Origin of the sequence: Bradyrhizobium sp. WSM1253 (genome assembly GCF_000244935.1) — a bacterium.
Classification (GTDB): domain Bacteria; phylum Pseudomonadota; class Alphaproteobacteria; order Rhizobiales; family Xanthobacteraceae; genus Bradyrhizobium; species Bradyrhizobium canariense.
The window spans coordinates 7457608-7477020 of sequence record NZ_JH600073.1 but is presented as its reverse complement, the minus strand read 5'-3'; the positions used below and the strand labels follow the sequence as shown (position 1 = coordinate 7477020).

Below are 19413 nucleotides of genomic sequence, written 5' to 3'. Positions count from 1 at the left end.
GCGTTCGGGGACTGGAAATGACCTATTGTTGCGGAATTCTGGTTCGGGACGGTCTGGTGATGATCGCCGACACCCGCACCAATGCGGGCCTCGACAACGTCTCGACCTTCCGTAAGCTCCACATCTTCTCCAAGCCCGGCGACCGCATCATGGCGATCGCCAGCGCCGGCAACCTCGCCGTCAGCCAGTCGGTGCTCTCGACGCTGACCGAGGGCCTCGAAGACCCCAACACGGGTGAGATCGAGACCCTGATGAACGCGCCGACCATGTTCCAGGCCGCCCAGCGCATTGGCCGGGCGATCCGGGCCGTGCACGCGACCGAGGGCCCGGCGCTGAGATCCGAGGACGTGTCGTTCGACGTCTCCTTCCTGTTCGGCGGCCAGATTAGCGGCGCGCGCATGCGCCTGTTCATGGTCTACACCGCCGGCAATTTCATCGAATGCACCACCGACACACCCTATCTGCAGATCGGCGAGCACAAATACGGCAAGCCGGTGCTCGACCGCGCCATGCATTACGACGTCGAGCTCTACGAGGCACTGAAGACCGGGCTGATCTCGATGGATTCGACCATGCGCTCGAATCTCGGCGTCGGCCTGCCGATCGACGTACTGGTCGTGCGCGCCGACGCCTGCGAGGCCGATCTCAACCACCGCATCGAGGCGGGGGAGCCCTATTTCCACGATTTGCGCTCGCGCTGGTCGGCGGCCTTGCGCGCCGCACATCAGAACATTCCGCGGCCGCCCTACAAGAACGAAAAAGAATCCAAAACCTGACAGATCAAGAGAAAAGGCAGGAAACGATGAGTGAAGCGAAAAAGATCGCGGTGGTGACGGGCGCCGGCACTGGAGTCGGGCGCGCGGCGTCACTGGCGCTGATGAACACCGGCTTCACCGTGGTGCTGGTCGGGCGCCGGCCCGACATGCTCGAGGAGACGGCCAAGCTCGGTCCTGCGGGAAAAAGCCTCTGCGTCACCGCCGACATGACCAAGCCGGACTCGATCGCCGCGCTGTTCGACAAGGTGAAGGCCACCTATGGCCGGCTCGACGTGCTCTTCAACAATGCCGGCATGGGCGCACCGCCGGTGAATTTCGAGGATCTCAGCCTCGAGCAGTGGCAGGCGGTAGTGAACACCAACCTCACAGGCCCGTTCCTGTGCACCCAGCACGCCTTCCGCATCATGAAGGACCAGAGCCCGCGCGGCGGCCGCATCATCAACAACGGCTCGATCTCGGCGCATGCGCCGCGGCCGTTCTCGGCGGCCTATACCTCGACCAAGCACGCCATCACCGGCCTCACCAAGGCGTCCAACCTCGACGGCCGCATGTACGACATCGCAGTCGGCCAGGTTGACATCGGCAATGCCGCGACTCCCATGACCGATCGCATGGTCAACGGTCCCGGCGTGCTGCAGCCCGACGGCACGTCGAAGCAGGAGCCGCGCATGGACGCGAAAGCGGTCGGCGATGCCGTCGCCTACATGGCCGGCCTGCCGCTCGATGCCAACGTGCTGACCATGACCGTCATGGCAACCAAGATGCCGTTCGTCGGGCGGGGTTGAACGCCGCTCTCGTGCCCCGCGGACGCAGCGCGGCATGCAATGACGCGCTGCTGAGCCGGGGCCCACGCATCCGCGACCTCGTTCTTGGCGTTCTGGGTCCCGGCTCTGCGGCGCGTCACTTCGTGCCGCACCGCGTCCGGGACACGAGGCCTTCCCCTACTCCAAACTCTCCACCTGCCGCAGGCTCGGAAACAGCTTCATCCACAACAGCGCCACCGCGACCGTGCAGACGCCGCCCAGCACGGCAGCTGGCATGGCGCCGAACAGTGCGGCGGCAACCCCGCTCTCGAACTGGCCGAGCTGGTTCGAGGCGTTGATGAAGAGGAAGTTCACCGCACCGACCCGGCCGCGCATCTCGTCGGGGGTCGCGAGCTGCACAAGCGAGAAGCGGATCACGACGCTGATCGTATCGGCCGCGCCGAGAACGGCGAGCGCGAGCACCGACAGCCACATCCAGGACGACAGTGCGAACACGATCGTTGCGACGCCGAACACGATCACGGCCTGAAACATGCGCAGGCCCACATGCCGCGAAATGGCGTGTCGGGCCAGCACCACGGTCATCAGCAGCGCGCCGACCGCGGGCGCGGCGCGCAGGATCCCGAGCCCCATCGGACCGGTCTGGAGGATATCTCGGGCATAGATCGGCAACAGCGCGGTGACGCCGCCGAACAGCACCGCGAACAGATCGAGCGAGATGGTGCCGAGGATCGCCGGATTGCTGCGGATGAAGCGGACGCCGGCGAAGATATCGTCGGCTCCCGCCATATCCTTGGCGATCGCCTGCGGGCGCGGCCGGATGAAGCCGGTCAGGATCATCCCGAAGATCCAGAACAGCACCATCACCGCGTAGGCGAGATGCGGCGCAACCGCGTAGGCAAAACCGCCGAGCGCCGGCCCTGTAATGGTCGCGACCTGCGCCGCACCGCTGGAGACGGCGGTGGCGCGCTGGAGCGAGCCCTGCGGCGCGATCGCCGGCAGCAGCGCGGCAGTGGTCGGACTTTCGAAGGCTCCGGCAATGCCGAGCACGAAGGTTGCCACGAAAATCTGAAGTTCGCTGACCAAGCCGAGATAGGTGATGACGCCGAGATAGAGCGCGGTCGCGGCTTCCACGAGCTGGCAGAGCTGGACCACGCGCTTGCGCTCGTAGCGGTCGGCGGCATGGCCGGCGACGAACACCAGCAGCGCGGTGGGCAGGAATTGCACGAGGCCGACCATGCCGAGATCGAAGGCCGAGCCCGTGAGATCGTAAATCTGCCAGCCGATCGCGACCGCCGCGATCTGGCTGGAGAAACGCGACAAGCTGCGCGAGAGCTGAAAGAACAGGAAGGCGCGATGGGAGAGGAGCGCGCGGGCGCTGACCGGCGGGTTTCCCGATATTGGCTGGCTTGGCATCGCCTCTTCGGTCACGTTCGGACTATCCGGCTCCTGATGGCGACGTGCTCCGGGTGGCTGACGCGGACCTGCTTGTCAACAGCGGGACGCTCCGACAATTTTCCGGCATTGCGTTTGCAATGCAGGGGTGGCCATAATCATCGGGGTTTGGGGACATCATGCTGCGGCTGCAATCGGCACTCGGCATTTTCGCATTGCTGTTGATCGCCTTGGTCCTGAGCGAGAATCGCCGCGCGGCCTCGCTGCGCCAGGCGGCGATCGGCCTCATCGCTACCTTCGTCACCGCGATCGTTCTCCTGAAGGTGCCCGTCGTCGCGCGCGCCTTCGGTACCATCAACGACGCCGTGGGCGCGATCTCGGCGGCCTCGCGCGCCGGCTCCTCCTTCGTGTTCGGCTATGTCGGCGGCGGTCCCCTGCCCTTCGACCTGAAAGCACCGGGTGCCGATTTCGTCCTGGCGTTCCAGGCGCTGCCGATCGTGCTGGTCATGAGCGTGCTGACGACGCTCTTGTTCTATTGGCGCGTGCTGCCGCCGGTGGTGCGCGGCATGGCCTGGCTGCTCGAGCGGACGCTCGGCGTCGGCGGCGCGGTCGGGCTCTCGACCGCCGCCAACATCTTTCTCGGCATGGTCGAGGCGCCGCTGTTCGTGCGACCTTATCTCGCGCAGATGACCCGCAGCGAGTTATTCCTTGTAATGACCGGCGGCATGGCCGGCATCGCCGGCACGGTGCTGGTGCTGTATGCGACGCTCCTTGCTCCCCTCATTCCCGATGCAGCCGCGCATTTCGTCATCGCCTCGGTGCTGGGTGCGCCGGCCGCGATCCTGGTCAGCCTGATCATGGTGCCCGAGACATCCGACAAGCGCACCGGCGGCGCACTGGAAGATCCCGACATGGAAGTCTCCGGCACGATGGATGCGATCGTGAAAGGGACCGGCGCGGGGATCGAGCTGCTGATCAACATCGTCGCCATGCTGCTGGTGCTGGTGGCGCTGGTCTACCTCGTCAATGCGATCCTCGGCCTGCTGCCGGATATCGGCGGCGCCGCGATCTCGTTGCAGCGCCTGCTCGGCCTCGTGATGGCGCCGGTGTGCTGGCTGATGGGATTGCCGTGGGACCAGGCGATCACCGCCGGTAGCCTGATGGGCACGAAAACCGTGCTGAACGAGCTGATCGCCTATGTCGACTTCTCGAAGCTGCCGCCCGGCACGTTCGATCCGCGCTCGCGCCTGATCATGCTGTATGCGATGTGCGGCTTCGCCAATTTCGCCAGCCTCGGCATCATGATCGGCGGTCTCGGCGTGATGGCGCCGGAACGGCGCGAGGAAATCAACGCGCTCGGGCTGAAGTCGATCGTGTCGGGGACGCTGACGACGTGTCTGATGGGGGCGGTGGTGGGCGTGCTGACGTAGTAACGATCTCGTAGTCCGGATGGAGCGCAGCGCAATCCGGGAAAGCCTATCGGTCGCAAGCAGCGGCCCCGGATTTCGCTTCGCTCCATCCGGGCTACAAGAGACCCGATTCACATCGGCAGATGTCTAAACCAAAGCCGCAGCCACGGTGCGAAATGCCATGACCGCACGATCAATATCCGCATCATCGATATGGCGATGGGTCACACAACGCAAGCGATGCTTGCCCCAAGGCCTCGCCCGCAGGCCCGCCTTTTCGAGAGCCCCCGACCACACGGCGCTGTCGCGCCCGGAGAGAGAGACATCAACCTGCACGATGTTCGTCTGCGGGATTGTCGCGCTGATGTTTGGATGCATCGCGTTCAACGCATCACTCAGGGCTCGCGCACGCCGGTGATCCTCCGCCAGACGCGGCCCCATGACCTGAACCGCCTCCAGGCCGGCCGCGGCGAGGACGCCGATCTGGCGCTGCGTGCCTCCGAGCATGCGGCGAAACCTGCGACTGCTGTCGATCACCGCGCGCGGCCCGGCGAGCACGGCACCGGCGGGTGCGCTCAGGCCCTTCGACAGACACAGAGACACCGTGTCGCAATGTCTCGCAACCTCGGCCGGCGTCGTTTCAAGGGCGACGGCGGCGTTGAACAGCCGCGCGCCGTCGAGATGCACCGGCACACCGCGGGCTGAGGCCATGGCGTGCACGGCCTGCATATGATCCAGCGGCAATACGGCGCCGCTCGCGTTGTTGTGCGAGGTTTCCATTGCGACAAGAGCGGTCCCGAGCTTGAGCCCTTCGCCCTGCAGGGCGTCCTCCAACAAATTCAGGTCCATAGCTCCGGCGGTGCCGGCTATTGCAAGATAGAACTGCCCGGTAAACGTCGCCGCCCCTCGTTCCGAGGTGTACATATGGGCATTCGATTCCAGCACGATCTGTTCGCTGCGCTGCGACTGCGCCAGCGTCGCCAGCAGATTGGCCATGGTGCAGCTCGGCACAAACAGGCCGGCGTCCTTGCCCAACGCCGCAGCTGTGACGGCCTCCAGCTCTTGCACCGTCGGGTCACCGTCCAGCCCGTCATCGCCGAGCGGCGCAGAGGCCATGCGGCCATACATCGCCTCGGTCGGCTTGGTGACAGTATCGCTGCGCAGGTCGATGGGTGGCAACCCGGCGCCCGCCGGACTCGTGTCGTGTTGATGTGCCATTGCGAGACCTCTAGAGCGCTTGTCGCGTCATTCGTAGACTGCCGGGTCGCCGGAATCCGTCGGGTTGGCCAGCGCCCGCTTCAGGGCGGCGCTCATCGGAAATTTCAGGTTGAGGCCATGCGGCGGGATCGGTGAATTGAAATATTTGTCGTAGAGCGCCGCAACCTGCCCGCTCTTCATCAGATCGATCACGGCATCGTCGACCATCTTCTTGAAAGCAGGGTCATCCTTGGGTTGGACGATACCATAGGGCGCCGTCTCGAGACTCTTGCTACCGATCAGGAAGTCATCCGGCGTTCTGGACGATGCGACCGTGGCATAGGCGAGACCGTCATCGTTGGCGGTGCCGGCCACACGGCCCGTCGACACCAACAAGAAGGTCTCGGCGGTGTCCTTGGCTGGCACCACCGTGATGCCGAGATTGTCCCTGGCGTTGATCAGCGTAATCACCTTGAAAGTCTGGCCGCCGGCTTGGGCGGCGATGGCCTTGCCGCGAAACGAAGCCGGCTCGTTGACATCGACCCCCCCATCCTTGCGCGCGACGAGGACAACCTGCGCAACGAAGGTGGTGGGAGCAAAGGCAACGAGTTTATGCCGCTCGACATTGTTGGTCGTGTTGCCGCATTCGAGATCGATCGTCCCGTTGGCGAGCAGCTGAATCCGTGTCGCCGAGGTTATGGGGTTATAGCGAATCTCGAGCTTCGGGAGCTTGAGGGCCGTCTTGATCGCCTGCACCACCTGTTCACAGATTTCCACGGTGTAACCGATCGGCTTCTGGTTACCGTCGAGATAGGCGAAGGGCACCGAGATCTCGGGGTACCCCAATGTGATCGAGCCGCTCTCACGGATCTTGTCGAGCCTGCTCGCACCCTGGGCCATGGCCTCGCTGGAAAGAAGAACACCAGCGACGGTCGCCGCGGCCAGTGCCTTGATCATTGTCGCTTTCATATGTCCCCTCTTGTCGCGAATGTCGGTGACGCCCTCCACGGCGGGTGAGCAACCACAGGACAGCTCCGTACGAACGGGCTTCATGCTCTGGACTATCGTCGAAAAGCCCGATCTGATGAAATTCCAGTTTCATACTCTCCTATACGGATTTGATATGGCCACCAGACGCATGGGCCTGAAGCATGTGGAGGCTTTTCGGGCGGTCTTCGTGACGGGATCGATGACGCAGGCGGCTCAGCGCATGCATACCTCGCAACCCCAGATCAGCCGCTTGATCGGACAGCTGGAAGCGATCACACAATTCCCGCTGTTCGACCGCAGTGGCGGCCGCCTCCGCCCGACGGTGGACGGATCGCGCTTTTTCCAGGAGGTCGAGAAGACTTTCATCGCCTTGGCAGGACTGGAGGCCAGCGCAGCCAGCATCCGCTCGTTCGGTATGGGTCGGTTAAGCGTTGCGGCGATGCCGCGCCTGGCCGGCGGCCTGCTGACGCGCATCGCGGCACGCTTCAAGGTGGACTATCCGCATGTGATGATCTCGATCCGATCCGGCACGGCGAGCGCCGTGCACGACTGGGTCAGTTCCGGGCTTTGCGACACCGGATTGGCGATGCTCTACGGCGAGGTTGCCGGGGTGCATGTCGAGCCGGTGCTCAAGACCCGTTGCGTCGCGATCATGCCGAAGGCGCATCGTCTTGCGCAGAAGAAGACGTTGCGTCCCGCCGATTTCGCCGACGAGGCCTTCATTTCCTTCGCCACGGGGAGCCCACTCTACGATCGCATCGATACGATCTTCGCGCAGGCGGGCGTCGCGCGCCGCATTGTTGCGGAGACCGATCTGGGCGCGTCGGTCTGTGCCCTGGTCGCGGCGGGCCTCGGCATCAGCATTATCAACCCGATTGCCGCGCATGACGAAAGCTCTGGCGCGGATCTGGTCACGCGCCCCTTCAACCCGGCTGTCCCCGTTACGATCGCATTGCTCTATCCGCCTTATGCCGCGCGCGCCCGGTTGATTGATGCCTTCAGCGAATATGCTCGCAAGGTCATGAGCGCGGAATTGGGCTATCTCGAGCGGTAGTGGGTCGATCCGGCGTGAAGCTTGTGTGAGGCTGGTGCCGTCGCAGCTCCGATAGAGCGCAGCGCAATCCGGACAATCCTTCCATGTTAATCTCTTCAGGAGATTCGGGTGGAATTGATTCATGAGCAACAGCGCAGGCCAGCGGGCATTTCAAAATGCCCGGCTTCAGAAACGGCAAAAAGCCGAGGTGACGCCGTTGCTCGCGCGCGCCCTCCAGCTGCACAAAGCGGGACTTCTCCGCGAGGCCAAGGCGGCCTATCGCGAACTCCTGGAGCTCGCGCCCAACCAATTCATCGCGCTTCATTTGCTGGGCGTCTTGGAGTCTGAAGCCAAAAACTATCAGCAAGCGCAAGTTCTGCTGAGCCGAGCGGTTGCCGTGGATCCGCGATCTGCCGAAGCTCATATGAGCCTGGGCGTCGCGCTCAACGGGCTCAAACGTCACAATGAGGCCCGCGAGAGCTATCGAAAGGCCCTCGCCTTCCGACCCAACTACGCCTTAGCCCTGTCCAATCTCGGGAACGCGAGCGCGGCCCTTGAACTTTACCAGGAAGCGCTCGAGAGCTACGACAAGGCGCTCGCAATCGACGGAAAACTTTCCGAAGCCCATAACGGCCGGGGTTGGGCGCTCTGCCGTCTGCGCGCCTATGACGAGGCTATCGCAAGCTTAAACCGCGCGCTATCGATCAAGCCTGACTATGCCTCGGCGCTGTCGACCCGCGCCGTTGCATTGCGGGAACTTCAGCGATTTGACGAAGCCATGGCGGATTGCAATCGAGCAATCGCCCTGGCACCCGATGACGCGAATGGGTGGCTCCGGCGGGCCAGCATCCTGCTCCTGACCCGGCAAGTTGCTGAAGCATTGGCCGATTGCGAGATGGCTCTCGCGACCGATCCCGGCTTCTCTCAGGCCCACAGCCTGCTCGGCCAATGTCTCGCGGCACTTGGCCGGGTTGACGAAGCCCTCGCCAGTTTCGACAGAGCCCTCGACATTGAGCCTGATCAGAGCACGATCTCCAGCAAGATATTCACCCTCGATTTCATGGCCGACGCCAGCGTTGCGCAGCATCAGCAAGCGCGACATGTATGGTGGGAGCAGATCGGTGCGAAGATCGCCTCAGCGGCGGCGGGACCGCATGATAACAGCCGCGATCCGGATCGCCGTCTGGTGCTGGGTTATGTCTCGTCGGATTTTCACGCACATTCGGCGGCGTTCGTTTTCAAGCCGGTCCTGCAGCACCATGATCAGGCACAGTTCGAGATCGTGTGCTACGCGTGTTCATCAAAAACGGATGCGACGACCCGCGAATTTCAGGGGATCGCCGATCGCTGGCGCGACGCCTCGCAATGGTCCGACGATCGCCTCGCCGCTCAGATCCGCGCCGATGGCGTCGATATCCTGATCGATCTGTCCGGCCATACCAGCGGAAACCGCCTCGGTGTGTTTGCGCGCAAGCCGGCACCTGTTCAGGTGCATGGCTGGGGCCACGGTACCGGCACCGGGCTGCCAACGATCGATTATCTATTCTCGGATCCGGTCGCGATTCCTGTCGCGGTTCGGCATCTGTTTGCGGAGACCATCGTTGACCTGCCGTGCTTTGTGACGCTGGCGCCGCTGCCGGCGGGGATTGCGCGGGCGCCGACGCCGGCGATTGCGAACGGCTTCGTCACGTTCGGTGTCTTCAACCGCATCAGCAAGATTTCGAACGAGGCAGTGGAAGTCTGGTCCAGGATTCTCGAGCGGGTGCCGGGTTCGCGACTGCTGATCAAGGATACCGCGCTGGACGCTCAGCTGGTCCGCGACAACCTGCTGGCGCGGTTTGCCGCTTGCCGATTGCCGGCCGAACGCGTCGATCTGCTCGGAGCCACGTCGCGCGACGAACATCTGGCAACGTTCAATCGGGTCGATATTGGTCTCGACCCATTCCCGCAGAATGGCGGCGTCAGCACTTGGGAAGCCTTGCAGATGGGCGTGCCGGTGGTGGCGAAGCTCGGTCATAGCCTGCCGAGCCGTGCTGCCGCCTCCATCCTTGCCGCGCTGGGCCTGCCGGACTGGGTCGCGGATAGCGATGAGGCGTATGTCGAAATCGCAGCGAGCCGTGGGTCGCAGATCAGCGAGCTCGATAAGTTGCGCGGCGAACTGCCCGGACAAATCAAGGCTGCCGCCGCCGGCAACCCCGTCTCATACGCGCAAGCGGTGGACGATGCCTATCGCGCGATGTGGAAACGCTATTGCAACGACGGCGGCTGATCTGCGCGTCGCCTACGCCTTCAACTCCACCGTCCTGAACTCCGCCGGCAGGATCACCTCCAGCAGTTCGACGTCGTCCGAATAGTCGAGGATCATGTGCTTGATCTTCGGCGGCTGGGTCCAGGCGCTGCCTTCTTTCATCAGCGTCTCGCCCTCTCCGTCCATATAGGTCTTCACCCAGCCCTTGAGCACGTAGACCATCTGGAATTCGACGTCGTGGAAGTGCAGCTTCGACACCTCGTCCGGATTGCAGGGGCCTTGCAGCCGGATCACGTGCGCTTGCGCGAGGCCGTGGCTCGCGGCGGCGATGCCGAGATCGCGATACTTCGCGTAGGTGCGCAGACCGTCGGCCTTGAAGTCTTCCTCGCGGTGATGGCTGATCGCGATGCGCTGCTTGGGCCGCGCGGTTTTCTTGACGGATGACTTGGCCGTTGTCGTGGGGGCTTTTGCCTTCACCGCCTTGCGCGCCGTGGATCGTGCTGCGGGTTTGGCCCCGCTTTGCTTCTTCACCGCCGCCTGCGATGCGCTACGCGATTTTGCTTTCTTGGCCATGAGCGGCCTCCCCTGTTGTTATGGGGAGAGGCTAGCACAGAATGCGAAATCGTAGGGTGGGTTAGCGTCAGCGTAACCCACCACTTCGTTCCGCAACCGTTGAAGCATGGTGGGTTACGCTGACGCTAACCCACCCTACAGCTCCGACTTCAATGCAGCCGGAACACGCCGTCCACCGCGCGCAGCTCGGCCGGCTTGATCAGCTTGGAATGCGCTACCGTGACCGAGAATAGCGGCCCGTCGAGCTTCTTCTGCCAGAACGCCAGGAAATCCGTCAGCGCGGGAAATTTCGGAAACATGTCGTAGTTCTGCCAGACATAGGTCTGGAGCAGCGAGCGATGATCCGGCATCCGGTAGAGAATTTCGGCCGTCGTCAGCCCGTAACCCAGCACCTGTTTCCGGAAGTCGTCGGAAACAACCCCAACTCGCGAGACCATGCCAACCTCCTTTGCAGGAGCGCATATTCAAGGGATGGCTTTCCGGTACGCGCCCTACGAGCCACCCGGCGGAGATGCGCTCACATGAGTGAAATGTGACGCAAACTGACAATCCATCTCAAGCCCAAAAGTTTAACAAGCTGTTGAAATTCAATGCGTTAGCAGCAGATGTGGCTCCGTGCTAATACGGGCGCCGAGCACGATTAACGATGGAAAGAGATTTTGGCAGGCGGCGCTTCCGAGTGCTATTTTTCTGCTACAAGCCCTTGCTCCCGCCAAAATCCTGCCTTATCTCAGCTGTGCCTGTGCTAGCACTCGCGGGCGCAGACTGCTAACAACCCAAAATTCCCAACTCGTGCAAAAGCTTAGGAGAACTGCATGAAATTCCGTCCGCTTCACGACCGCGTCGTGGTCAAGCGCATCGACGCAGAAGAGAAGACCGCTGGCGGCATCATCATTCCCGACACGGCCAAGGAAAAGCCCTCGCAGGGCGAGATCGTCGCCGTGGGCCCGGGTGGCCGCGACGAAGCAGGCAAGCTGATCCCGATCGACCTGAAGGTCGGCGACCGCGTGCTGTTCGGCAAGTGGTCCGGCACTGAGGTCAAGATCGACAACATCGATCTGCTGATCATGAAGGAAAGCGACATCATGGGCGTCCTCGACGTCCCCGCTTCCAAGAAGAAGGCGGCCTAAGAGCCCCTCTCTTATCCAGCTAAACACCTAAGGAAAAAATCCAGATGGCAGCAAAAGAAGTTAAATTCTCCGTTGATGCGCGCGACAAGATGCTCCGCGGCGTCGACATTCTCGCCAATGCGGTGAAGGTCACGCTCGGTCCGAAGGGCCGCAACGTCGTGCTCGACAAGTCGTTCGGCGCTCCCCGCATCACCAAGGACGGCGTCACCGTCGCCAAGGAGATCGAGCTCGAGGACAAGTTCGAGAACATGGGCGCGCAGATGGTGCGCGAAGTCGCTTCGAAGTCCGCTGACGCGGCCGGCGACGGCACCACCACCGCCACTGTGCTGGCCCAGGCGATCGTGCGCGAAGGCGCCAAGTCGGTTGCCGCCGGCATGAACCCGATGGACCTGAAGCGCGGTATCGACCTCGCGGTCGAAGCCGTCGTTGCGGACCTCGTCAAGAACTCCAAGAAGGTTACCTCGAACGACGAGATCGCCCAGGTCGGCACCATCTCGGCCAACGGTGACGCGGAGATCGGCAAGTTCCTCGCCGACGCCATGAAGAAGGTCGGCAACGAGGGTGTCATCACCGTCGAGGAAGCCAAGTCGCTCGAGACCGAGCTCGACGTCGTCGAGGGCATGCAGTTCGACCGCGGCTACATCTCGCCCTACTTCGTCACCAACGCCGACAAGATGCGCGTTGAGATGGACGACGCCTACATCCTCATCAACGAGAAGAAGCTCTCCTCGCTGAACGAGCTGCTGCCGCTGCTCGAGGCCGTGGTGCAGACCGGCAAGCCGCTGGTCATCGTCGCCGAGGACGTCGAAGGCGAAGCGCTTGCGACCCTGGTCGTGAACCGTCTCCGTGGCGGCCTCAAGGTTGCGGCCGTCAAGGCTCCGGGCTTCGGCGATCGCCGCAAGGCCATGCTGCAGGACATCGCGATCCTGACCGGCGGCCAGGCGATCTCGGAAGATCTCGGCATCAAGCTCGAGAACGTCACGCTCAACATGCTCGGTCGCGCCAAGAAGGTGATGATCGACAAGGAGAACACCACGATCGTCAACGGCGCCGGCAAGAAGGCCGACATCGAAGCGCGCGTGGCTCAGATCAAGGCGCAGATCGAGGAAACCACCTCGGACTACGACCGTGAGAAGCTCCAGGAGCGTCTTGCCAAGCTCGCTGGCGGCGTCGCAGTGATCCGCGTCGGCGGCGCGACCGAGGTCGAGGTGAAGGAGCGCAAGGATCGCGTTGATGACGCGATGCATGCGACCCGCGCCGCTGTCGAGGAAGGCATCGTCCCGGGCGGCGGCGTCGCCCTGCTCCGTGCCTCCGAGCAGCTCAAGGGCCTGCGCACCAAGAACGACGACCAGAAGACCGGCGTCGAGATCGTGCGCAAGGCGCTCTCCGCGCCCGCTCGCCAGATCGCGATCAATGCCGGTGAAGACGGCTCCGTGATCGTCGGCAAGGTCCTCGAGAACAAGTCGTACGCCTACGGCTTCGACTCCCAGACCGGCGAATATGTCGACCTCGTCAAGAAGGGCATCATCGACCCGACCAAGGTGGTCCGTACCGCGATCCAGAACGCAGCCTCGGTTGCGGCTCTCTTGATCACCACGGAAGCCATGGTCGCCGAGCTGCCCAAGAAGGGCGGCGCCGGTCCGGCGATGCCCCCGGGCGGCGGCATGGGCGGCATGGATTTCTGATCCAGCCATTCCGGCAAACGACAAAATGCGAAACCCCGGCAGCGATGCCGGGGTTTTGTTTTTGGAGGATCGCTTCACGCGCCCCGCGATCATAGTCCCTAGCCTGGAAGGAGCGGAGCGCAATCCGGGGCACCGTATCCGGCGCGAGCAGTCTCCTGGATTACGCTGCGCTCCATCCAGGCTACGAACTCAATTCATGCAGGCGCCGCGCACTGCCCCGGGAATGGCGGAGCGGCCTCACCACACCTTCCCCAGTCGCTCCATGTGCGGCTCGCCCTCTTGGTCGAGCGACCAGACTATCCGCGTCACCTTGCCGACCAGATTGTCCATCGGCACGAATCCGATCGACGACATCACGCGGCTGTCGCTCGAGTTGTCTCTGTTATCACCGAGCACGAAGAAATGGCCCGGCGGCACGGTGTAGACGTCGGTGTTGTCGTAGTAGCCGTTGTCGACGCAGTCCTGCGTGACGTAGGACGCGCCGTTCGGCAGCGTCTCGCGCCAGCGCTTGGCCTTCGCAGCGGCGTCCACGCCGCAGCTGGAGCCGGCGAATACCTGCTTCAGAGCGACGCGCGTCACCGGGCGGTCGTTGAGGACGAGCTGGCCCTGCCGCATCTGGATGCGATCACCGGGCAGCCCGACCACGCGCTTGACATAGTCGACCGAGGTGTCCTTTGGCGTCCGGAACACGACGACGTCGCCATACTCGGGCTCGGCGGCCCGGAAACGCCCGGATATCCATGACGGCGCGAAGGGAAACGAATAGCGGCCATAGCCATAGGCATATTTTGCGGCAAAGACGTAATCGCCGACGACCAGCGTCGGCGTCATCGAGCCGGACGGGATGTTGAACGGCTGAAACAGGAAGATGCGAAACAGGAACGGCGGCGACCACAGCACCGGGATCAGGAGGATCAGGATGACGATCGCCTTCCATTCCCGCACTTTGGCCTGCGGGTGGATGGTTTCCTGAAGAGTGGTCATGCGCCTGCCCTGATCAAGCCCGTGCTCGTTGCGAGACTACGCAACCTTTGCGCGCGCGCAATCCCATAACTTGGTCGCGCCGCCCGCGGATCGCGTTCACGCCCGCAATCAGCCGCGCGCGAGATCGCTGAAGCAGCGGCGGATCCATTCGATGGTGAGCCGCGTCGCCGGATCCCGCTTGAGGTGGTTCTGCACCAGCAGCCAGACGTCGCGGCGCCCCGGCAGCAGTGTGGCGCGCAAACGGCGGTCACCGAGCAAGTCCGCGCAGACATGCTCGGGCAACACGCCGGCGGCCTGATGCGCGCGGATCAGGTTACGGATGACCCGAACATTGTCGGTGACGCAGCGCGCGCGGGCTTTCTTCGCGCGCAGGAATTGCATCTCGGGAATGGCACCGAGTTCGTCCGGATAGGCGCACAGCATCGGCTCGCCCTCCGTCGTAACAGGCTCGAAATAATAGAGCTTGACGTCACCGAGCCTGGAGATCGCGAAGTCGCCCTTGTCGGGCTTGCGCAGCCGGATCGCGAGATCGGCTTCCCAGCGCGAGAACTTGACGTTCTCGCTCGAGGTGAGGAATTGCAGCGTCAGGCCGGGATTGGTGCGCAGGAAGTCGCTCGCGCGCGGCGATAGAACCTCCTCGGCGACCGTGTTGGTGGAGGCGATACGCAGGCGTCCCACCGGGCCTGCCAGACTCTCGCCGACGCGACCGATCTCGGCGGCATGTGCGGCCATCGCCTCGACATGCGCCAGAACCGCCTCGCAACTCCGCGTCGGCCGGCGCTGGCCGTCCACCGCATCGAACAGCGGTACGCCGAGATCGCGCTGGATGCGTGCGAGTCTGCGGCCGACGGTGGTCTCGTCGATGCGCAGCCGTGCGCTGGCGCCGGCATAGGTGCCCTCGTCCCTGACGGCGGCGATGATGCGCAGATCGTCCCAGTTCATGGCGATGAGCCTAGCAGGCACGGTCGGCTCCTGCAAATTTGCAGCCATATGCTGCAATAGTCCTGCACATTAGCAGGCCGCCACCGCGCTAGTGTCGCACCATCCGATATTCCTTAGGAAGGCCCGACCCGCATGACCGCCCCCAAAACTCTGCTTGAATTGTCCGGCGCCGATCTCACTCCGCCCGGGCTCGGCGATTCCTGCCTCGTGCTGATCGACATCCAGAACGAATATTGCGCCGGCCCGCTTGCCTTGCCGGATGCGGAGCCCGCGATCGCCGCCGCCGCGCGCCTGCTCGCCCGCGCGAGGGCGAGCGGCGCTGCGATCTTCCATATCGCGCACAAGGGACGTGCCGGCAGCCTGTTCGACCGCGAGGCCGCGCGCGGTGCGATCGTCAGGCACCTGGCGCCGCTCGCCAGCGAAGCTGTAATCGAAAAGGCGCTGCCGAACGCTTTTGCCGGCACCGACCTGCAGGTCCGGCTGGCCGCAACCGGACGCACGAACATCGTGCTGGCCGGTTTCATGACCCATATGTGCATCAGCTCGACCGCCCGCGCCGCGCTCGACCTCGGCCTGCGCACGACGATCGCAGCCGATGCCTGTGCGACACGCGATCTTCCCGACGGCCGCGGCGGAGCGCTCTCCGCGAAGACCATTCACGAGGTCGCCCTGGCCGAATTGTCGGACCGGTTTGCGATCATCGCGCAAACCGAGACGTTGACCTGAAGGAGCGTGGGCGATGCTGCAACTCTACTTCTCCCCCATGGCCTGCTCGCTTGCGAGCCGCATCGCGCTGATGGAAGCGGGCCTCGAGGCCCGCTATCATCCGGTCCATCTCCAGACCAAGCAGGTCGTGGACGACGGCAGCGACTTCCTCGGCGTTTCGCCGAAGGGCGCGGTGCCGGTCCTGGTGCTGGAAAACGGCGAGCGGCTGACCGAAAGCGCGGCGGTGCTGCAATACATCGCCGATCTGAAGCCGCAGGTGGGCCTTGCACCCGCGTTCGGCGATCCCGACCGCTATCGGCTCCAGGAATGGCTGAGCTTCATCGGGGCCGAGATCCACAAGGCGTTCCTGTTTCCGACCTTCTGGTACAAGGACGACGCCTCGCTTGCCAAGCCGCGTACAAGGATAGCGCAGAGCTTATCGATCCCTGCCACGCATCTGGCGGACCGCGAATTCCTCGTCGGCAACAGCTTCACCGTGGCAGATGCCCACCTCACCTGGGCTTTGCTGCTGCTCCGTCCCGCAGGCGTCGACATCGCGCAATGGCCATCGTTATCGGCCTATCTCGCGCGCATGCAGGCCCGGCCCACCGTGCGGGATGCGATTGCGACCGAAATGGCGGTGCGCAAGACGATGGCGGCGAGCCCGGCGTGACAGGATGTCACGGCCGCGAAACCTGAGCGTTGTCTCCGGCAGGGCATTGATGTCGGCGCGGCATGCGCTAATCTGGAGGGATATTTTTCGACATTTCCTTGGAAGGCATTCATGCGTGCTCTTTCCAGTTTTTGCCTCGCCAAACTTTGCGTCGCCCTCTTCGCCTGGTGGCTATGCCCCGAGCCTGCATCGGCGGAAACGCGGGTCGCGCTGGTGATCGGCAACGGCGCCTATGCCAGTACGGCGCAGCTTCCCAATCCGGCTCACGACGCCGAAGACGTCGCCGCTTCGCTCAAGCGCAGCGGCTTCGAGGTGCTCCAGGGCATCGACCTGCGCCAGGCCGACATGCAGGACCTCACCATCCGCTTCGCGCGCGCCGCGAGCAAAGCCGACGTCGCCATGTTCTATTACAGCGGCCATGCGATGCAGTACAACGGCGTGAACTATCTGATGCCTGTCGACGCCGTGCTGAGCGACGAAGCCGACCTGAAGCGCTTCGTGCGGGTCGACGATATCGTGAACGACCTGCAGCAGGCCAAGAACCTGCGCATCCTCATCTTGGATTCCTGCCGCGACAATCCGCTGGCCGAAAGCTTGAAACGCTCCGCCGGCCTGACGCGCGGCGCCTCGATCGGTCGAGGCCTGTCGAAAGTCGAAGCACCGCGCGGCACGATCGTGTCGTTCTCAACCCAGTCCGGGCAAACCGCGGCCGATGGCAGCGGCCGCAACAGCCCCTACACGACGGCGTTCCTGAAGCACATCGAGGAGCCGCAGGAGATCGGCGAAGTTTTTCGCGACATCAGCAGCGACGTCTACGATTCCAGCGGCAAGACCCAGTTGCCGGAACTGTCGCTGTCGATCATCGGCAAGTTCTACCTGAACGGACCGGTGTCGGTCACGGTGGCCCCGGCGGCGCCGCAAGCCGCACCCCGGGCTGACCCTTGCGCGGCAGCAGAAGCGCACTGGAAGGCCGCGGACGGCATCGGCACGCTCGGCGCTTTCGAGGATCACCTCGCGAGATTTCCGAATTGCATCTTCGCCACGCTCGCCAAAGCTCGGATCGAGGGCCTGAAGCAGAAGGTGGCGCTCGCGCCGGCAACCGGCAACGCCCGTACCGCGAAGGACTTCGACGGCAATTGGGACGTGACGTTGAACTGCCCGCCTACCGGCAAGGCGCAGGGCTTCACCCGGGCTCTGTCTGCCACGGTTGCGAACGGCGTGTTTCACGCTGACGCTCAGAGCCAGGGCGCCGTCAATCGCCTGGAGATCGATGGACAGATCCCCGCGGACGGCAAGACGACTTTGAGCGCGCGCGGAACGACGGGGGCGAGCACCTATACCCTCAACAATCTCGCGCCCGGCTCGCCCTACGCCTTTACGGTCGATGCGCAGTTCGATCGCACCCGAGGCACCGGCAAGCGCAACGAGGCGCGCGCCTGCGGCCTGGTCTTCGTCAAGCGCTGATTGTGCAAAAAGCGGTGAGGCGCATTGCGCCTCACTCCACCCGCGCCAGCACCGCGAGTTTGCGGATGCCCTTGTTGCGGTAGGCGTCGAGGAACGCGTAATAATCCTTGAAGGACACGCAGCCGTTGGAATCGCCATTGGGCCCGAGCATGAAGGTGTGCGCGAGCAGGCCGTCGCGGCCGTAGATCGCGCTCTCGCCGCCGATCGGGGTCAGGCGCAGCGCGGGCACGCCGTGGAACAGCGCTTCGCGCGGCTTCAGGTCGTAGATGTGCGGCGGCGTCACGCCACGCATGCGGATGCGCGAGGAACGGGGATCGTCCAGATTGGAGCCGAGGCCGGAATGTGCCTCGAGCTTGGTGCCGTCAGGCAGATACACCGTCTTCGCGCTGATGTCGTAAACCGCGGTGGAGCGGTCGTAGGGCGCCGAACCGCCGAGCATGGGATTCTGCTCCTTCGGCGCGATGGAAGCGGTCACGCTGGCGTCGGCCGAGGCATAGGCGAGCAGTCCGCCGGAGGGCTCACGCTTACCCCAGAGCTTTTCCACCATCGACTGACGCGGCCCGGTGATCGACATCACTGCAGCCTTGGCGCGATCGGCTATCGATTTTGGCTTCGCCTCAGGCGCCGGCACGATCTCGGCCGGATCTGCCGAGGCAAGTTGCACCGGCGCGTCGGCGCCGCGCTTGGACTTCGCAGCGTCAGCGATCTTGGCGGGACTTGGCTTCAGGACCTCCGCGACCCTCGCGATCACGCTCAGCTTCGGCGCGTCCTTGGCTTCCGCGATCTTGGCTGCGGGCGCGGCGCTCGCCGCATTCGATGTCACGCCTTGGGTCGCAGCCGCGGCAAAGCGATCGTTGAACATTTCGCGTGAGATCGGCGCTGCCACCTGCAACCGGTCGGGCAAGAGCGCAAAGGCTTCCTTGACGGCCTCACCGGCCTCGCGCAACGCGACCCTGGGCGCGCGCTTGATCACGGGCTCGTCGTAGCCGCTGCTGCCGACGGTCGGATAGACGCTGGCGGCAAAGATGTTGCTGTAGATGGTCCAGCCGGCGCCAAGCACGACGCAGCCGATCACGGCGGCGCCAAGCACGTTTTGCGTGGTCATTTTCCGGGAAGGCTTCCGATAGGAATTGCTCGAGAACCCTTTGGACTTCCGTGCCGCGATACCTTGCGCAGCGATACTCGTACTCATTCGCCTTGCGTCCAGAACGGTGTCACTCAGTCCCCCTTCGAAGCGCCGCTGGTCACGATCCGGGAACAGCATCTCGCAGAGGGTCGGAGCGTCATTAAGGCCACTTTTAGTTAAATGCGGATTAAGTTCGGGCGGATGTGGGGCAACCCGTTCGGGTCGTCCCATTTTGGGAAAACGCCCGCAGGACTACGGACTTAGGCGCGTCTGTTAACTATAATTCTCGGCCGGATCGCTGCGGTCGGCGAACGTCTTT

General features: G+C 63.7%; 18 protein-coding genes. 10 read left to right on the top strand and 8 right to left on the bottom strand.

The window, feature by feature from the left end:
* Nucleotides 1-17: 17 nt before the first annotated feature.
* Nucleotides 18-776, top strand: coding sequence for a peptidase (locus BRA1253DRAFT_RS36080; protein WP_007602494.1), 759 nt, complete (start codon nucleotides 18-20; stop codon nucleotides 774-776).
* A 26-nt stretch (nucleotides 777-802) separates the two neighbouring features.
* Entirely contained in the window at nucleotides 803-1561 is a 759-nt protein-coding gene (locus BRA1253DRAFT_RS36075) for an SDR family oxidoreductase (protein ID WP_007602492.1), read from the top strand.
* 156 nt (nucleotides 1562-1717) lie between these two features.
* On the opposite strand, the gene BRA1253DRAFT_RS36070 is transcribed toward BRA1253DRAFT_RS36075, so the two are convergent.
* Nucleotides 1718-2956: an MFS transporter gene (locus BRA1253DRAFT_RS36070; RefSeq protein ID WP_007602490.1), complete on the bottom strand. Its 1239-nt coding sequence runs from the start codon at nucleotides 2954-2956 to the stop codon at nucleotides 1718-1720.
* Nucleotides 2957-3114: 158 nt separating this feature from the next.
* Between BRA1253DRAFT_RS36070 and BRA1253DRAFT_RS36065 the strand changes: the two genes are divergently transcribed.
* Entirely contained in the window at nucleotides 3115-4365 is a 1251-nt protein-coding gene (locus BRA1253DRAFT_RS36065) for a NupC/NupG family nucleoside CNT transporter (protein ID WP_007602488.1), read from the top strand.
* Nucleotides 4366-4491: 126 nt separating this feature from the next.
* Here BRA1253DRAFT_RS36065 and BRA1253DRAFT_RS36060 read toward each other — a convergent pair whose 3' ends face one another.
* Together BRA1253DRAFT_RS36060 and BRA1253DRAFT_RS36055 are read right to left on the bottom strand one after the other, a co-directional pair.
* Nucleotides 4492-5562, bottom strand: coding sequence for a low specificity L-threonine aldolase (locus BRA1253DRAFT_RS36060; RefSeq protein ID WP_007602486.1), 1071 nt, complete (start codon nucleotides 5560-5562; stop codon nucleotides 4492-4494).
* 27 nt (nucleotides 5563-5589) lie between these two features.
* Nucleotides 5590-6510 (bottom strand): amino acid ABC transporter substrate-binding protein, encoded by a 921-nt coding sequence (locus tag BRA1253DRAFT_RS36055; protein WP_007602484.1) that lies wholly within the window; start codon nucleotides 6508-6510, stop codon nucleotides 5590-5592.
* Between the two features lie 25 nt (nucleotides 6511-6535).
* Here BRA1253DRAFT_RS36055 and BRA1253DRAFT_RS36050 point away from each other — a divergent pair, with 25 nt between their 5' ends.
* Entirely contained in the window at nucleotides 6536-7585 is a 1050-nt protein-coding gene (locus BRA1253DRAFT_RS36050; protein WP_245286041.1) for a LysR substrate-binding domain-containing protein, read from the top strand.
* A gap of 121 nt (nucleotides 7586-7706) precedes the next feature.
* Nucleotides 7707-9833: a tetratricopeptide repeat protein gene (locus BRA1253DRAFT_RS36045; protein WP_007602480.1), complete on the top strand. Its 2127-nt coding sequence runs from the start codon at nucleotides 7707-7709 to the stop codon at nucleotides 9831-9833.
* 12 nt (nucleotides 9834-9845) lie between these two features.
* On the opposite strand, the gene BRA1253DRAFT_RS36040 is transcribed toward BRA1253DRAFT_RS36045, so the two are convergent.
* Together BRA1253DRAFT_RS36040 and BRA1253DRAFT_RS36035 are read right to left on the bottom strand one after the other, a co-directional pair.
* A complete protein-coding gene (locus BRA1253DRAFT_RS36040; RefSeq protein WP_007602478.1) occupies nucleotides 9846-10385 on the bottom strand; it encodes a cupin domain-containing protein in 540 nt (179 codons plus the stop codon).
* 149 nt (nucleotides 10386-10534) lie between these two features.
* Nucleotides 10535-10822, bottom strand: coding sequence for an usg protein (locus tag BRA1253DRAFT_RS36035; RefSeq protein WP_007602477.1), 288 nt, complete (start codon nucleotides 10820-10822; stop codon nucleotides 10535-10537).
* A 378-nt stretch (nucleotides 10823-11200) separates the two neighbouring features.
* Here BRA1253DRAFT_RS36035 and BRA1253DRAFT_RS36030 point away from each other — a divergent pair, with 378 nt between their 5' ends.
* Nucleotides 11201-11515: a co-chaperone GroES gene (locus BRA1253DRAFT_RS36030; RefSeq protein WP_007602476.1), complete on the top strand. Its 315-nt coding sequence runs from the start codon at nucleotides 11201-11203 to the stop codon at nucleotides 11513-11515.
* Between the two features lie 44 nt (nucleotides 11516-11559).
* Nucleotides 11560-13200, top strand: a complete 1641-nt coding sequence (gene groL, locus BRA1253DRAFT_RS36025; protein WP_007602475.1) for a chaperonin GroEL — start codon at nucleotides 11560-11562, stop codon at nucleotides 13198-13200.
* A 237-nt stretch (nucleotides 13201-13437) separates the two neighbouring features.
* Here the strand turns inward: groL and lepB are convergent, their stop codons facing one another.
* On the bottom strand, nucleotides 13438-14184 hold the full coding sequence (gene lepB / locus BRA1253DRAFT_RS36020) for a signal peptidase I (protein ID WP_007602474.1): 747 nt from the start codon (nucleotides 14182-14184) through the stop codon (nucleotides 13438-13440).
* Between the two features lie 108 nt (nucleotides 14185-14292).
* Nucleotides 14293-15126: a LysR family transcriptional regulator gene (locus BRA1253DRAFT_RS36015; RefSeq protein WP_035995675.1), complete on the bottom strand. Its 834-nt coding sequence runs from the start codon at nucleotides 15124-15126 to the stop codon at nucleotides 14293-14295.
* A 132-nt stretch (nucleotides 15127-15258) separates the two neighbouring features.
* Here BRA1253DRAFT_RS36015 and BRA1253DRAFT_RS36010 point away from each other — a divergent pair, with 132 nt between their 5' ends.
* From BRA1253DRAFT_RS36010 to BRA1253DRAFT_RS36000, 3 genes are all read left to right on the top strand, one after another.
* Nucleotides 15259-15852 carry a cysteine hydrolase family protein gene (locus BRA1253DRAFT_RS36010; RefSeq protein ID WP_007602472.1) on the top strand — a complete coding sequence of 198 codons (594 nt, stop codon included), beginning with the start codon at nucleotides 15259-15261 and terminating at the stop codon, nucleotides 15850-15852.
* A 13-nt stretch (nucleotides 15853-15865) separates the two neighbouring features.
* Nucleotides 15866-16504 carry a glutathione binding-like protein gene (locus BRA1253DRAFT_RS36005; RefSeq protein ID WP_007602471.1) on the top strand — a complete coding sequence of 213 codons (639 nt, stop codon included), beginning with the start codon at nucleotides 15866-15868 and terminating at the stop codon, nucleotides 16502-16504.
* A 111-nt stretch (nucleotides 16505-16615) separates the two neighbouring features.
* Nucleotides 16616-17968: a caspase family protein gene (locus BRA1253DRAFT_RS36000; protein ID WP_007602470.1), complete on the top strand. Its 1353-nt coding sequence runs from the start codon at nucleotides 16616-16618 to the stop codon at nucleotides 17966-17968.
* A gap of 31 nt (nucleotides 17969-17999) precedes the next feature.
* Here the strand turns inward: BRA1253DRAFT_RS36000 and BRA1253DRAFT_RS35995 are convergent, their stop codons facing one another.
* Nucleotides 18000-19073 (bottom strand): DUF2778 domain-containing protein, encoded by a 1074-nt coding sequence (locus BRA1253DRAFT_RS35995; protein ID WP_035994611.1) that lies wholly within the window; start codon nucleotides 19071-19073, stop codon nucleotides 18000-18002.
* Nucleotides 19074-19413: the final 340 nt, after the last annotated feature.

Excerpts from the sequence above, each read along its gene's own strand:
- BRA1253DRAFT_RS36080 (WP_007602494.1), top strand. The coding sequence starts at position 18 with ATGACCTATTGTTGCGGAATTCTGGTTCGGGACGGTCTGGTGATGATC.
- BRA1253DRAFT_RS36075 (WP_007602492.1), top strand. The coding sequence starts at position 803 with ATGAGTGAAGCGAAAAAGATCGCGGTGGTGACGGGCGCCGGCACTGGA.
- BRA1253DRAFT_RS36070 (WP_007602490.1), bottom strand. The coding sequence starts at position 2,956 with ATGCCAAGCCAGCCAATATCGGGAAACCCGCCGGTCAGCGCCCGCGCG.
- BRA1253DRAFT_RS36065 (WP_007602488.1), top strand. The coding sequence starts at position 3,115 with ATGCTGCGGCTGCAATCGGCACTCGGCATTTTCGCATTGCTGTTGATC.
- BRA1253DRAFT_RS36060 (WP_007602486.1), bottom strand. The coding sequence starts at position 5,562 with ATGGCACATCAACACGACACGAGTCCGGCGGGCGCCGGGTTGCCACCC.
- BRA1253DRAFT_RS36055 (WP_007602484.1), bottom strand. The coding sequence starts at position 6,510 with ATGAAAGCGACAATGATCAAGGCACTGGCCGCGGCGACCGTCGCTGGT.
- BRA1253DRAFT_RS36045 (WP_007602480.1), top strand. The coding sequence starts at position 7,707 with ATGAGCAACAGCGCAGGCCAGCGGGCATTTCAAAATGCCCGGCTTCAG.
- BRA1253DRAFT_RS36040 (WP_007602478.1), bottom strand. The coding sequence starts at position 10,385 with ATGGCCAAGAAAGCAAAATCGCGTAGCGCATCGCAGGCGGCGGTGAAG.
- BRA1253DRAFT_RS36035 (WP_007602477.1), bottom strand. The coding sequence starts at position 10,822 with ATGGTCTCGCGAGTTGGGGTTGTTTCCGACGACTTCCGGAAACAGGTG.
- BRA1253DRAFT_RS36030 (WP_007602476.1), top strand. The coding sequence starts at position 11,201 with ATGAAATTCCGTCCGCTTCACGACCGCGTCGTGGTCAAGCGCATCGAC.
- groL (WP_007602475.1), top strand. The coding sequence starts at position 11,560 with ATGGCAGCAAAAGAAGTTAAATTCTCCGTTGATGCGCGCGACAAGATG.
- lepB (WP_007602474.1), bottom strand. The coding sequence starts at position 14,184 with ATGACCACTCTTCAGGAAACCATCCACCCGCAGGCCAAAGTGCGGGAA.
- BRA1253DRAFT_RS36015 (WP_035995675.1), bottom strand. The coding sequence starts at position 15,126 with ATGAACTGGGACGATCTGCGCATCATCGCCGCCGTCAGGGACGAGGGC.
- BRA1253DRAFT_RS36010 (WP_007602472.1), top strand. The coding sequence starts at position 15,259 with ATGACCGCCCCCAAAACTCTGCTTGAATTGTCCGGCGCCGATCTCACT.
- BRA1253DRAFT_RS36005 (WP_007602471.1), top strand. The coding sequence starts at position 15,866 with ATGCTGCAACTCTACTTCTCCCCCATGGCCTGCTCGCTTGCGAGCCGC.
- BRA1253DRAFT_RS36000 (WP_007602470.1), top strand. The coding sequence starts at position 16,616 with ATGCGTGCTCTTTCCAGTTTTTGCCTCGCCAAACTTTGCGTCGCCCTC.
- BRA1253DRAFT_RS35995 (WP_035994611.1), bottom strand. The coding sequence starts at position 19,073 with ATGACCACGCAAAACGTGCTTGGCGCCGCCGTGATCGGCTGCGTCGTG.